This window comes from Pseudomonas sp. MF6394 (assembly GCF_002018845.1).
Classification (GTDB): Bacteria; Pseudomonadota; Gammaproteobacteria; order Pseudomonadales; family Pseudomonadaceae; genus Aquipseudomonas; species Aquipseudomonas lactis.
This window is the reverse complement of sequence record NZ_MVOJ01000001.1, coordinates 36148-49863: the sequence shown is the minus strand read 5'-3', so window position 1 is coordinate 49863 and position 13716 is coordinate 36148. Positions and strand designations below refer to the sequence as shown.

General features: G+C 53.6%; 15 protein-coding genes. 7 read left to right on the top strand and 8 right to left on the bottom strand.

The features are described 5' to 3' along the window. Positions 1-39 precede the first annotated feature (39 nt). On the top strand, positions 40-522 hold the full coding sequence (locus MF6394_RS00320; RefSeq protein WP_153045941.1) for a hypothetical protein: 483 nt from the start codon (positions 40-42) through the stop codon (positions 520-522). Between the two features lie 30 nt (positions 523-552). Here the strand turns inward: MF6394_RS00320 and MF6394_RS33605 are convergent, their stop codons facing one another. After that, positions 553-1047: a hypothetical protein gene (locus MF6394_RS33605; RefSeq protein ID WP_153045940.1), complete on the bottom strand. Its 495-nt coding sequence runs from the start codon at positions 1045-1047 to the stop codon at positions 553-555. Positions 1048-1541: 494 nt separating this feature from the next. Between MF6394_RS33605 and MF6394_RS00310 the strand changes: the two genes are divergently transcribed. The 3 genes from MF6394_RS00310 to MF6394_RS00300 all read left to right on the top strand — a co-directional run bounded on the left by MF6394_RS00310 (position 1542) and on the right by MF6394_RS00300 (position 3893). After that, on the top strand, positions 1542-1778 hold the full coding sequence (locus MF6394_RS00310; RefSeq protein ID WP_078465749.1) for a hypothetical protein: 237 nt from the start codon (positions 1542-1544) through the stop codon (positions 1776-1778). 11 nt (positions 1779-1789) lie between these two features. Next, positions 1790-2593 (top strand): M48 family metallopeptidase, encoded by an 804-nt coding sequence (locus MF6394_RS00305; RefSeq protein WP_186353504.1) that lies wholly within the window; start codon positions 1790-1792, stop codon positions 2591-2593. Positions 2594-3152: 559 nt separating this feature from the next. Further along, positions 3153-3893, top strand: coding sequence for a TonB C-terminal domain-containing protein (locus MF6394_RS00300; RefSeq protein ID WP_078465747.1), 741 nt, complete (start codon positions 3153-3155; stop codon positions 3891-3893). A gap of 50 nt (positions 3894-3943) precedes the next feature. Here the strand turns inward: MF6394_RS00300 and MF6394_RS00295 are convergent, their stop codons facing one another. Both MF6394_RS00295 and MF6394_RS00290 read right to left on the bottom strand, forming a co-directional pair. Then, on the bottom strand, positions 3944-4411 hold the full coding sequence (locus MF6394_RS00295; RefSeq protein WP_078465746.1) for a hypothetical protein: 468 nt from the start codon (positions 4409-4411) through the stop codon (positions 3944-3946). Positions 4412-4415: 4 nt separating this feature from the next. Then, on the bottom strand, positions 4416-5117 hold the full coding sequence (locus MF6394_RS00290; RefSeq protein ID WP_078465745.1) for an ERCC4 domain-containing protein: 702 nt from the start codon (positions 5115-5117) through the stop codon (positions 4416-4418). Positions 5118-5290: 173 nt separating this feature from the next. Between MF6394_RS00290 and MF6394_RS00285 the strand changes: the two genes are divergently transcribed. Beyond that, complete coding sequence (locus MF6394_RS00285; RefSeq protein WP_153045939.1) at positions 5291-6208, top strand: energy transducer TonB; 918 nt, start codon at positions 5291-5293, stop codon at positions 6206-6208. Positions 6209-6286: 78 nt separating this feature from the next. Here the strand turns inward: MF6394_RS00285 and MF6394_RS00280 are convergent, their stop codons facing one another. The 4 genes from MF6394_RS00280 to MF6394_RS00260 form a co-directional block, all read right to left on the bottom strand. Then, on the bottom strand, positions 6287-6817 hold the full coding sequence (locus MF6394_RS00280; RefSeq protein ID WP_078465743.1) for a hypothetical protein: 531 nt from the start codon (positions 6815-6817) through the stop codon (positions 6287-6289). Between the two features lie 39 nt (positions 6818-6856). After that, complete coding sequence (locus tag MF6394_RS00275; protein ID WP_078465742.1) at positions 6857-7054, bottom strand: hypothetical protein; 198 nt, start codon at positions 7052-7054, stop codon at positions 6857-6859. 746 nt (positions 7055-7800) lie between these two features. Next, positions 7801-8037 (bottom strand): hypothetical protein, encoded by a 237-nt coding sequence (locus MF6394_RS00265; protein ID WP_078465740.1) that lies wholly within the window; start codon positions 8035-8037, stop codon positions 7801-7803. A gap of 84 nt (positions 8038-8121) precedes the next feature. Next, positions 8122-8697, bottom strand: a complete 576-nt coding sequence (locus MF6394_RS00260) for a hypothetical protein (protein ID WP_078465739.1) — start codon at positions 8695-8697, stop codon at positions 8122-8124. Positions 8698-8978: 281 nt separating this feature from the next. Here MF6394_RS00260 and MF6394_RS34095 point away from each other — a divergent pair, with 281 nt between their 5' ends. Next, positions 8979-9140, top strand: a complete 162-nt coding sequence (locus MF6394_RS34095) for a hypothetical protein (protein ID WP_161952140.1) — start codon at positions 8979-8981, stop codon at positions 9138-9140. A 521-nt stretch (positions 9141-9661) separates the two neighbouring features. Here the strand turns inward: MF6394_RS34095 and MF6394_RS00250 are convergent. Next, the gene (locus MF6394_RS00250; RefSeq protein WP_078465737.1) at positions 9662-12262 is read right to left on the bottom strand and encodes an autotransporter family protein; all 2601 of its coding nucleotides are present in this window, start codon (positions 12260-12262) and stop codon (positions 9662-9664) included. A gap of 602 nt (positions 12263-12864) precedes the next feature. Here MF6394_RS00250 and MF6394_RS00245 point away from each other — a divergent pair. After that, positions 12865-13713, top strand: a complete 849-nt coding sequence (locus MF6394_RS00245; protein WP_078465736.1) for a hypothetical protein — start codon at positions 12865-12867, stop codon at positions 13711-13713. Positions 13714-13716 lie beyond the last annotated feature (3 nt).

Genomic DNA, 13716 nt, shown 5'->3' with positions numbered 1-13716 from the left:
ACCCTGCACTGAATGATCAGCCCCGCCATGGAGAGTGAGATGGCCCTTCCCGATTATTCAACCGTTTCAATTTTGAGCTACAGCCCTATCGTCGGTGTGCGGCGCGCAACTGGAGTCCCGATTAAGCTACTCAAGGATGCGGATGAGCGAAACGCTGTGTTCAGTGCAGATGCTACCCAGCTAACATCCCTCACAAAGCAACCGGACCCCAAGCTCCGACTTGTCTTCGGGCTCTGGGCAATGGATAAGGCTCCATCGCCGGATCTGCGGGATCTAATTCCCCTTGAGGTGATGATCGTTCACTACGTCCGTTCGCTGCCTACCTGGTCGATGTTGGGCAAGGCCCCTGCCCTGAATATCATCACTTTGGATTGGCCGATTGGTGACAGCTACGAGCTCAGAGCCTTCCTGATCGGAGGGGATGCGCCTATGCCACCTGAGCAGCTCCGGTATTTCTACGAACAGCAGAAAGGACTTTATCGCCCCGAGGTGGCTGATCTGATGCCCGAGGTGAAGGAGTAAGAAGGCGCGGGCGTCGGTTCAGCTCTGCGATTATTCGTCAATGCTCGTGATGTGTCGGCGTTTGAGCGAGTTAATTACTCCAGCTACGCCCTCAAAGAGAATCCCCGGCACAACTACAAGTCCCAGGCCCCCAATCATGGCAAGCGTGACAAGCCTGACGGCTCCGGTCAGCCCCATCTCAAGGGTGACCCGAATCCAGTACGTTATGAGCAGCCCTAATGATTGGACGCTGCTCCCGAAGCTCACATATGAGGCCGCTATCTCACTAGCCGCGCCGGCGAATATTGCAGTAACTCCCAGCATCAGCGAACCCTTCAGCCCAACTCGTACATCTGCCCAGCTTGGAATGGAGTGCATGGCGATCACCAGTATTCCCAGCAGTACAGTGAAACCCACGCCGCCAGACGCAGCCATCACGACAGTGGCATTCAACGTCCTAACTGCCTCATCAACGATCCAGCCTGGATCGCCAGATATCTCAGACGGCACGCTCACAAGACCTTGGCCCTTCAGGACGTAGTGCACGATCGTCGCACCTCCGATCAAGGGTGCAACACCCTGTACTGCCATTCCCGCGTTATTGAAAATAGATCTGGGGTTGGCTGTGAATACTACGTATCCAAGGCACCCATCTGTTCTGCCAGGCGTGTAAAGCGCTACCCGTTGGACCTGCAGGCGGAACGCGATACAGGCCAACAAATGAGATAGCTCATGGACAGGGGCCCCGATCGCACCAGTTATCTGGTACGCGCGCCATGTGAAACGGCTTATGCGGCTCAGGGCGAGGTGCCATACGGTGATTGCTGCCGTGGGTATAAGGAGCAGGGATAAGAACATCTGGAGCATCAGCTATACCGCTGGATTAAGTTGGGCGTCGATCAAGTATGAGGCCATTTCGGCTCGCATCATCCCCAAAAAAGGGGTATCAAGTGCCCCAAAATGTAGCCATTCAGGTTGCGGCCGTTATTCTTGTCCTCATGGCCAAGCCCCTTTTATCTGCACGGCCCGGGAGGTAAGTGATGTTCAGCCCTATTTTTCGAGGTTTCGTCCTCAGCCAATCCCAACTTGATGCTTTGGTACCTTTGCTGAACGAAGAGATGAGCAGAGCCAGACCCCGAAGTCGGAAGGCACTCGAGGAAGCAGCTGATGCTTTGTTCCGGGCTGCTGGTTGCGAAGTGAATGAAGTCAACAACGAGCGTGCCACCCCAGAAATGATTGCCAAGGCCGATAAGCGTGACCGCGGGAGTGTGAAGTGAAAAGGATATTGATGCTCGGCCTAGCTGGCTCGCTTGCCCTTCTGGCGGGTTGCAGCGGCATTCAGACAACCAATCCAGGCGTAGTAGGCGTGGATCGAACTCAATACATGTTTGCCGGCCTTTCTCAGAATGATGTCGACACGTCATATGCCCTGTCTTACCGGGCCGGGGTGAAAAAGGCCGAGGCGTCGGGAGTCCTGATCACGAACTCTCCACTTGGCAAACATGTCCAGCAGATTGCTGTACGGCTGGTTATGCAAACACACGTCTTCCGCCCGGATGCTGAAAAGTGGGGATGGTTCGTTAACGTCATCGATGCCGACGTTGTGAACGCGAACTGCGGGCCAGGCGGAAAGATCATTGTCTATAGCGGCCTGATCAAAAGGCTCAATCTCACTGATGACGAGCTTTCGATTGCCCTAGCGCATGAAATTGGGCATGCAATACGTGAGCATGGACGGGAGCAGGCATCGCAGAATGCTGTCTTTGAACTTGCAGGAGGAGTTGGAGCGAATGTCCTGGGTGCTGGTTCGTTAGGTAAGAGCGCTATCACTAAGGCGCTGAGCACCGGGGTAGGTTTGCCATTTAGTCGACGCGACGAGGAAGAAGCCGACTTAATCGGTTTGGAGTTGGCAGCTCGTGCTGGTTTTGACCCTCGCGCAGCAATCACCCTTTGGAAGAAGATGGCAGCCGTTAGCAAGGGTTCGTCCACCCCGAATTTCCTGAGCACTCACCCGAGCGATGGCGATCGGATGAAGCTGCTCGAAGCTGCAATTCCTAAAGTGATGCCTCTCTACCAAGCTAGCCTGAAATAGCCTTGCCACATTTGCGGCCGGTCAGGCTTCATCGAGTTCATGCAATTCCGAAGCCTGGGTTTGAGTAGTCATTTCATCACCGTTCGTTAAGCTATTCATCCATACCAACTCATTCAGTTGCTGAAAGCAGCCAGGCTGCCAGCGAATTCGCGATCGTCAAATCCGCACTACAAGCTCGCCTACTCTTAGCCCCACCCATTCCTATTAAGGTTCCTTCGAATGAAAGCCCATGTCCGCAAACAGAATTCCTTCGCGAGGGTAGCCATAGCTGCGACTTACGGAATTCTGGCTGCCCTATGCGCTCTGGCATCAGATGCCTCAATCCCTACTACGATAGGGGTTGCTATGGGTATCAGCGCTGGAGTTTGGATAAAAGCACCACGGCTGTTCAAGTTATCCCGCTGACCTCCCTCTCCGCTTATACATCCCCACGACCCGAGACGTGAATTTGGTGACCCCCTTTTGAATGGAGTCATCACTGGATCACGGGGAGAATATCCAGCGCTAGGCAGCCCGCCTAGCCGCCTGAAGGCGTGAATCCCTGAAGTGATGGAGCGCTATGCGAGCCCTAATTAAAAATCTTAGCCAGGTTGAGGGCGACGCCTCAACCGTTAACGTTAAGCGGACGACACTCGTCGCCGGCGCACTTATCACCATCGTCGTTCTGATGGTCCTGGTAGTCATCGCGTTCTATGCTTCCTTCAAGGCTATGAGTGCTGCGAATGCGTTGGATGATGCCTGGCAAAGTCAACGTGAGCGGATCCTCAACATCGAGGCTAAGTCAGTGCAGGCCAGCAGTGACGCGGCCGAGGTTAAGATCAGCCAAGCAGCCATCCAGCAAAAACAGCTTGCCTCCGAAAAGAGCATTGCCAGCCTGCAGCAGTCGATCGAACAGTCACAGTCCTACCGCACAGCAAAAGCCGCGCTCGATGCTGAGCAAGAGGCCGCTGTGGCCAAAATTGAGGCTGCGAAGGCTGACGCTCAGAAGCAGGTAGAAGAAGCAGAGAAGAAGGGCGTTGAGAATTTCGACAAGATGCTTGTCGCTCGCCTTCAGAGTCGATGGATGCGTCCTGAGTCAGCCACTTCTCCCGTGTCAGTAGAGGTTCTAGTCCAATTCGCTCCAGACGGCACCATTACCAACGCACTGGTGCCGACTTCCAGCGGTTCGAAGGACGTGGACGACTCAGTGATAAAGGCTGCTGCTGATTTGGCCAAAATTCCTGAAATGGCCACGGTGAATCGTGCGATATACGTGAAATATCTTCGCCAGCGCACAGTGAAGTTCGAAGCCGGCGCGTAAGCAATTGAGGTAGGGAAAGACAAGAAGGCCCCTAAATTAGCGGGCCTTCCTTATGCAGCTGTGGGAACGAAGTTCGCGGGTATCTCGTATGCTCGTATTCCAACAGAAGTACAGTCTTCAGACTCACTACACTCATCCTCAAGCGCTGAGTCATCAAAGCCCGAGACAGCCTCAATTTTCACTTGATAAGGTTTATGGTCTGGGCCTAGCTCAACAAATACCTCTGCATCAGCGCTATATCCCGTCAGCGCCTCGATAACTGCACTTGTCAGATCGTATTCTTCTTTCGAATCCCGGAGAAACCATTCTGGGTCATCAAGCGAGCTCGCACATTTCCCGTGCTGTATCTCAAAAGCGCGAATGAGCACTGAGATCCCGGCTTTTGAACTGGCATCCGCGACCAGTCTGATGCTTTCGATCGATACACAGTACGGCTCACCGTCCTCTCCAAGGGTCACAAAAATGCAGCTATCTGCATCAAACTTGCGAAGGGTCTTAACCAAGTTTGAAATTTTCATATGATTAAACCAGTGACTTAGGTGCAGGCTGGTCAGCCAGCAGGGTTGGCTGATCGTCAGCAGACACCCCTTCGGGCAGTTCGTAGTGAATCCCTTCGAAAATTGCTTGAGCCTTTTTTGGCCCTATACCTTTTACCGCGCACAGCTCATCTATCGAGGCGTTGTTGACCCTGAAAACAGAGCGGAAATGATTGAGCAGTTTTCGGGCGGCTACAGGACCACAACCGCACTTCCCCTCTAGATCGAATAGTGCCTGGCCAATACCCGCCGGTACTTTCCCTTTGCGCATGGGAGGTTCATACCCCAGCCCTGTCTGGGCGTGTTTCGCCATTCTATAAATTATCCCCGCAGCCCGCTTCGGGCTTTTGTACCAGATGACAGTTTGACCCAAAACCACTGCAAGGTAGCTCAACGCACCATCTAGTGCGTCAGGGTGGATCTGCGATCTGACGGCAAAAATGTCGCCTTCTATCAACCAAATGACTTTCTTGAAGTTCAGCCCCATCTTGTTGGCCTGGTTGATAAACCGGCTATCTATGATGCTGGCGCAGAAATCCGCAGCCGTCTTGCGCTCGACCACTAGGTTCGCTTCCAAAACGTAATCGCCAGTTTCGAGATTCCCGGTTGCGATTTCAGCACCCAGCTCACGAAGGGCTTCGGGGATGCGCGATGGAATTTCCCGGGAGTCGACAAATATCTTGACCATTTCGGTTCCTGGTCCGGTTTAGGAGTGTCTTCAATATAACGACTGTGCCCGTTTCTGCCACTTCGAACTGCATACTGAAAAACCATCATCCCTACTGGATTCGGGCACCCTGTTTTGGCTTTGAATTCCCTTATAAGCCGTTACCCTATCCGCACCAACAAGAGGGATGAGTGGTGACTGAAAAGCATCTGGCGCTCCTAGCGTCGACAATTTCATTGGTCCTAGCAACCATGTCTGCCACAGCGCTGATCATGGTCAACTCTGCACGCACCGAGATGAAGACCCAGCATGAAGAGAGCCAGCGGGAGATCGGGAAACTGAACTCGCTTGTTTCGCAGCTAAAAGATAACCAGATTGCCATGCTGCCGCTCCTGGGGCGCCCAAGTGAGATTTCCACGCCACAAGAGCAGGCACCCCAAGATGAGGTCCAGTCTGTTGCATCAAGTCAAGCCGATACGAGCAATGACCAGCCAGATGCGGCGACAGCCGTAACCGAACCCCACCCGACTCCTAAGGTTGCTGTACGGGAATCGCAGCACGATATCCCGGTGGGTATCGCAAAGCCCGAAATCCCTCTAGGGCCGGCTGCCCCGACTCCTGCCGGCGTAAAAGTCTTCAAAGCTACTGACTCTCGGATCGAAGAGTCCCCGGTGCGTGAAAGTGGAGCTCCTCAGGCGAGTATCGGAAATGCTGGGGACACAATCCTTGCGGCTTTCCAAACCCCAACAATGGGGTTAAAGCCCCACCCTGTACTTGATCAGATCAAAGCACCCGTTGTAGTCGAAGAGCCCAAGGTGCTGGAGAGTGTGGACGGGATTCTCGTATCGAAGATCATCTCAAACTGGAAGCGGCCTGAAAGCGCCCGGAACGGTATGGCCGTCGAGATCGTGATCAAGATGGGGCGTAAGGGTCATATTGAGTCGGCAAAGGTGGTCAAATCGAGTGGTGACAAGGCATTCGACTCCTCTGCGACTTCTGCCATCCTGGCTGTCAAGCAGCTGCCTGAAATGACCCAGGTCACCGACGGTACGTACAAGCGCCTTTACCAAGAACGCAGAGTTCGCTTCAGCCCTGAAGACCTCTCGGGCTAAACCAGCTGCTTCAAAAAAGCCGACTAGATGTCGGCTTTTTCGCATATGTACATCAGTCTACTTTCGACTGCTTGGCAGCTATGCCTGCACCGCCGTTGCATAAGCATGTTGAGCATCAGCGTCCTTAACAATTTCGACTTCAAACTCAACGAACTCTTCAGCTAAGGCCTTGTTGATAGCCTCAACCTCCAGATCCGTAATCCCGGTAACCCCTGGCCAGATTCGGACGTAAGCAGCTTCGCGCGGAAACATAAAACGGCCTCGGGTGTACGACTCGCGCAGGACAACATCCACGAGCGTTTTCTGAAAAGCATCGGAACTGATGATAAATCGTAAGTCTGACGAGAATTTGCCACTGAAGTGCTCGGCACCTTCGATTTCGATCACGTTAGGTTTTACGTTCAGATACACCCGATTTCGTACAGCTTTCCGAGTGAACAAAATCAGCCAAGTGCAAATAGCCATACAACTAGCTGTACAAACGGTTACTGGCCAGAAAATTTCTTTAGGTACATAGCCGCGCCACAGGAATGAAAGGCAGCACCAACCAATAAAAATCAACGGAGGTGAAATGAGCTTCCCAATTTGCTTGCCCTGTATTTCCTTCAAAGTGATTCCTCTTTAAGTCGTCAGTTCCAAAGCCGCCCATTAGCCTTTTAAAACAGGTTTTCTCGATCTCAAGCGGTATTTTCTGTACAGATGAATAAGGACAGCTTCAACACTGCTCACCACAACAATGGCTATCAAGAAATTGGTCAGCGTAGCGCTGAAATAGATGAGGCAAGCCATCATGGCCAGATGTCCCAGGCCACTGATGATCATGTTCATCCTTGCGATGCGTGTCATTGCTAACTCCCATACTGGAGACTTTATACGGCCTAATTCTTAGCGAGCGGCGTCTTCCGCCTGAACCTGGGTATCCAACAGATCCATCACTGACGGCGCATCAATCTCTCTTCCGATCCGCCCATACGCCGGCACAGTCTCATCACCTAACATGAGAGTGAGGGATGGTGTTTCATTCACTCCAAACTGCTCACGAATGCTGTGGGTAGCCGCGTCGGGGGTTTCGATACGAATAAGCCTATAGCCAGCAAGTTTGGGGTTTACGCTCGGATTCAAAACTGTCAAATCCAAAACTGAAGAACATGCAGTACAGCCAGGCGCGGTCCAAAGGATCAGACTCTTCTGTCGCGCCGCAACGGCCGCTGCTATCAGGTTCCGCCCTTCCCCTTCGTTGTTTGCAAGCTTCCATAGCGATTCATGTGTTTGTGCTGGTGGCTGCAAGCTCCTGAGCGGCGTTGTAGGGGCCTCGTGACCGGCGAGCCCACCACCAATTGCACAGGCGCCGTAAACGATTAGGAATACCCCGAGAGTCTGCCTCATGGCAGGGCGAAGCGGCTCAGTTCGCCTCATCAGGAAAATAACACCTGAAATAGCAGATAGGAGGCCAAAGGATGCAAGCCCCGCAGATGACCAGGTCGCAGCTGGCAAAACGGCGACAGCGGCAATCCCGGCCAAGGTGAAGGCTGACGCCCCCCAGAACACCGGTGAGCCAACTTTTAACCAATCGTGCCTACCTATGCGCGGTATCAATGCTTTGTTGCCTCTTCAGCAGATTCGGCTTCACTGGCTAGGAAGGTTTGAATCAGCTCAGGATCGGCCCCGACCCACTTCAACGCATCAGACATCAGATTAAATCCCCGTGTGCTCGCGTCGGTTTTGCTTATGGTTTTTTTGACCTTTTCATCCATGACGACCCATGTTTTCTTGGTGTCTTCAATCAGATCAACGACTGAAATCAAACCGCTCTTGGACGCGACTAGCATGGGTGAGTTCCTATGTTTTGGGGGGTGTGCCCATTCAGACCCAATGCTAGGTCCCAGATCTGTCACTAGCAAACCAAACACATGCTACGAAATCGTGTTGCTCGTTCGACCCTTGCAAGCTTTGATTAATCTGTGCGCGAGCATCGCCCACTTGAGGTAGGCATCAAGCCGCTCTACATACCCAGTGCCGGGCTTGCTCGTGCTTTCTCCGATTCTGAACAGCTGAAGCTCTGTATCACAAAGTGAGATCCTTAGAACCAGGATGCCGCGGATGGATTTTATGTGGTCATGAGCTTCTTTCGGCGACATGCCTGCCAGGCCGAACAGCGGCAGTTCGCAATAATGGCAACTAGAGAGATTTACGCCGTTCCACAGCAGCGAGGCTGTCCAAGGGTTTTTTGAGGCTTCCCCACTGTTTTTTGTGCACTCACTGCAGACGACCTGCCAACGCTTTCGCTTGCCCGGGCGCTTTACCTCGGTGAGGATCGCGCCACTTGAACAGGAGTCGCAATCGAAAAGCGCCACGACCCTTGGGTCATGAGAGCCAAAAGCAAGCGTTGGTACCGCACATGAACCCTGAGATGTGGCCAGAAGCAGTTGCAGCGCTTCTTTTTTGCCGGCCAAGCTCAGCTTCTGATGTCCCTTGGACAATCCAGGCATAACAGCATTCCTTGCTTCCGGCCGAAGCCGGCTATTTACCGCGACTTACAAAGCAACGGGGTGGTAGAAAAGCGATTCCACAGGGTCCCGTATCCATCATTGTGTGTTGCGTCTACGACAACGATTTCCACGCAAGAGCCGTCAAGCTGAGCGCTGTAGGCCTGCGCGACTGAAGGGGGAACCACTGGGTCGTTGGAACCAACAATGTGTCTTTGGGGAATCTGAGCAAGCCGTGCTTTGTACGCCAAAGGGGTGATGGGGGCTTTGAGTGGGCTCAGCTTGTGGAGCTTTGTCCAAAATACCGGGTCTACGTTGCCGGCAATGGTCTGCACCTGGTCAACATCATCGCGCATACCGGCCAGCACGAGCGCGACCTCACCACCGCCCGAGTGCCCAACCAGTTCAAAAGCCTCTACATTGAAGCGACGTTTCAAGGCAGTTAGGGCTGAATCCATAGAGTCGATGGCCGGCTTACCGAAGCGTGATCCAGTCCAGACATCAAGGGTGCAGGCGCTGGACCTTACAAACTGACATGGCCTGGCCAAGTACGCCGCGGATGTTAAATCCTCAGCTGCAAACTGAAGCATGAGTGAAGAGTGTGGGGTTGGATCAGTGCTCGGTTGGGAGGATGTTGCCCAGGCGTGGCCGTCCCCCTCTATGTACACACGTAGGTGCTTGTAAGTCCCCGGTGCGGGAACCATTCCCTGAATAGGAAATGTAGGTGTCTGTAGCACGGCTCCTCTCAAGGAGCCTGTCGAAAACTGGGCAAGGTTTACCGGTGATGCACAGCCTCCCAGCAAAGCAGCACTGGCTAGGGCGATGCTGGTGATCATAGTCTTAAGCATTTTCAGCCTCTCTCTAATGCATCTCTCGATAGCGTCCCTCAAGGAGGCTATCGGCAAGTGCATCCAAAAGAATAACGGCCAGCAATGCTGGCCGCTTCTTCTAACATCCTGAATTTATTCTAGAAATCGTATCGGGCCTTGACCGTGAAGGTATCGGCATTGAAGTCGGTTTTCTTGAGGTAGGAGTAGCTCGCGCCTACCGTAACCGCACCGATCGAGTAGTCAGCGCCCAGGCCCAGCTCGAGGCTGTTGCGAGCGCTAGACGCGCCCGAGGACACGAATGGAGAGCCGCCCAGTGTGTAAGTGCTGGTGGTGTTCGCCTTGTCTCCGATGAAGTCGTGGTAAGCCATGGCCGTCGCCGAAGGCTTCAGCGTACCGTTCATGAAGCTGAAGTCCTTGGCGACACGAACGCCGCCGCCGATTTCACCTACTTCGATACGCTGGCCACCGACGCTGAGAGCAGCACTGGAGTTTTTCTCGGTGTAACCATCGATCTTCAGGTTGCTGTAGCGCAGAGCAGCACGTGGTTCGACGAGGAAGCCGTTGTCGAAGTTGAAGCCGTAACCGCCCAGTACGTTGATACCGAACAGGTCACTGTCGTAGTCGCCTTTTGCAACGGTGTCTGCGATGTCACGCTTGCTGGTGTTTTCGTTCTTACCGATGGTCACGCTACCGTCTACGAAAGCAGGGCCTTGGTTCCAGCTGCCGTAGGCAGTCAAAGCGTATGCATCGACGTCGGTCTTGTTGTACAAGCCGTTCACTTTCGAGTTGATGTAGCTGTAGGCAAGACCCAAGGTCAGGTCCGGGGTCAGCTTGCCGTCAGCACCGATGACGATACCGCTGCTGTAAGCGTTGTAGCCTGCAACACCATCACGCGAGCCTTGGTCTGCATCCGAGTACAGTCCTTTGACCCATACGCCGGTATCTTTCAGCACGTCACCGGAGGACATGCCGCGAACTTCAGCATTGCGGCCGTTCAAAGCGTTGGAAACCAGAGATTGGCCGCCCAGTGCAGCTTGAGTCGAGCCACCGTTCACGTTCGGGGACAATTGCTCAGCCAAGCGAGCCAGCTGCTGTTCATCAGCATTGGCGAAGGCTTTGAAGACCTTGTCGTTTGCATCCAACTTGCTCAGGACGCTGTCAGTGAAGGGGCGGATAGCGCGGGATGCATTACCTGAAGCGCCCATCTTGGCGATCAGGTCGGCAACAGTCGAACCAGACTTGCCGGTAACGGTTGCGGTCACTTGGTCGCCGCTAACGTTGAAGCCGGTGATGTTCAGTAGTGCGGAGCTGCTCACCACGGACAGACCGTTGTCGGTCAGCGTACCGGCTTTCACCAGAGTGTAGGTGGTGCCTTGGCTGTTGCCGGTGAAGTCACCCGGGTTAGCGGTAACACCGATTTTGCTGCCACTGGCGAAGGTAGCGTTACCGGCCACATTCAGGATTGGAGTTGCCGGGTTGGTTTGATCGCTGACTCGAAGTTGCAGCGTCCCCGCCGAGGCTACGTTCATATCACCAGTAAAGCTGGTACTGGTAGAAGCCAGGTAAAGGGTGCCCGAGTTCACATCGACCAAGAATGCTTCGATCTCTTGGCCATTGAAGGTGCCATTGCCGTCGACCTGGACGAGGTTCAGGCCTTCCATGTTGCCGGTGATAGTGCCGGCAGTCCACTCGAGGCGGGTTTGGAAGTTACCGTTGATGGATTTCTCGCCGCCGACGATCGATCCGCCGTTCTGGTGAATTACAAACAGATTATTCGCATTGTCATCTCCGCCCTCGGAAGGGTCGTAGTTGACGCTTTCCACGCTGATCCCGGTACCAGTCGAAATGATGTTGCCGGTGTTGATGATGCCGTTGGTGGCAGTCTTCACTTCCGGGGCCAGTGAGTCGACGACGCGGATGCCCACCGCGTTGTCACCAGAGACCTGGATGGTGCCGATGTTGTTAAGGGCGTTAAAGTTCAGGCTTTTGATGACGATGCCGGAGGTGTTGCTGCCGCTGCCTGCGATAGTGCCTTCGTTGATGACGTCATGGCCGAAGTTGATTTTTTCCAGGCTGATGCCGGCCGAATCATTACCAGACACGGCGATATTGCCTTTGTTGATGACGTCTTTACCGATGGTGCCCAGATTACTTGTACCGGTGGATGTGAAGGCGTAAATGCCTTTAGAACCCGTGCCACTAACCGAGAGCTTGCCAGTATTGATCACATCGCCACCGATCTGGGTATTACCCAGTTCGATAGCGCGAGGGGTGTCGCTGTCGATGGTGTTGTCAGCGCCGACCAGGGACATGTTGCCATTGTTGACAAAATTGCCGCCGATCGTAGCGCCGTCAGTAACGATACCTACTGGGGCCATGCCGGAGAGTTCGAAGTTCCCGTTGTTGGTGAGGTTGCCACTGACGGTGGTAGGTACTGCATCGCCGTCGTCCGAGGAATCCAAGTCCAGCGCATCAACGAATTGACCGTGAGCGGTTACATTCGCGTTATTGGTCAGGTCGCCGGTAATGGTTGCACCTTTAAAGCCGGTACCATCTTGATCCGCTTCGCGGTTTGCGTTGCCGGATAGGGTTACATTGTTGTAACTGACTCGAGAGTAAGCCACCTCGCTGGCTCCACTAACATCCTTGTTCAGGTCGGCAGGAACAGCCAGTGCGCTGGCGCTTGCAGCGGTGATGGCCAGGGCCAGGAAGGTCTTGCTCAGTGTGTGTTGGCTCACTTGTTGAATCCTTGCAATGTGTGGGGGGTCCGGCGTCCGTAAGGGCTAAAATTTGCTTCGGATGCTGGCTGCGGAAAAGAGCATAACGACCAAAATCATTTCGACCAGTCAAAATGGGTGGACAAAATCCTCATCCGCAGAACGCCTTTGTAGCAACCCTGATACGTCTCCAAAACGGGTGCTTAGTTAGCACACTACCGTTCGTCAGACAAACTGAACTCTCAGGGAATTTTCAAACCACTGTTTTATATACGTTTTTTTTGAGGATAAAAAATTAATTTCCTCAGATTGGGACTGAATGCTCTGTGAAGGGTTTCACAGACGAAGGTGTCAATGTACTATCACTCCCCGAAGCCAATAAATTGGCTCATAAAGTTTGGCGTGCTGGGAATTATCCCGCCGTCAGACACACGTGTAGAGGGGGAGACCTGGTCTCTCTGCCTGTAGTTGACGGCACCGACGGCTGGGAAATATTTCCCCGCTACTCGCTAGGGAAGGTCGTACCCATTTTTTGGGCGCGGCCTCCGTCCCTGTCTTGTCTGCTATAAGGCCGAGTCCAGTCAATGGACAGCCCCCTCACAAATAAATGTAGGGGGTGAGCAGTGCACAATCAGATTCTGGACCTGAATCCGAAATTGGCTGATAAGGCTAAGGCAGCCGAAACGGCAGCCTTGAACGATTTCCACGAGAAAGTCGTCAAGCTATCTGAAACCTTCTCTATAAAGGAGACGGCCCGACTTCTTCGTGTCAGTACCGGATTTCTGAGGACGCACTCAATACAGCGCGGGGTGACGTTTGCCGATCGTGAAAGCCGCACCCCTGCAGAGAAGCGTAAAGTCAAAAAGCTCTGGGATCACTATCTGATCCACTATGAGACCCGTCAGGTCCAAGCCCCTACCCCATTTGTTAAGCCCGGTGACCTAGCCATCAATCCCGGTCTGGAGCTCAAAAGCCGCCGCGCCTGGGTCAATGGTCAAAATGCGTTCCTCGCCCGTTGTGTCGAACTTTCTGAACTGTTCACCGTTGCAGAAGCAGCTGACATCCTTAAGGTCAGCCATCGCTTCCTCAAAACCTACGCATACAATGAGCAAATCACATTCGTTGGCGGCCCTTCGCTGGATGTGAAGAACGAGTTCTATTGCCGAGCTGAGAAGCTCGCTGCGGACAAAGCGCCGATCCAGGCAGCTGCCCAGACCCTCAACGTCACCACTCGGTTCCTCACAGGATTTGCCAAACACTGGCAACTGCCCTTCATCTTCCCTGAGTCTGTCGATTCCGCCGCCGAATCCGACGATATCTCCTTTATGGAAGACATGTGCATCGACGAGGACGGTGATGACGAACTTGTAATGTCGGATGCTGATTCCGACAGCGACTCGGTCACCTCCTCCCCTTACTACGACCGGCCGACGAATAAGCAAGCTTACGGCTCTTCGTACGCTCAGTTCTAAATG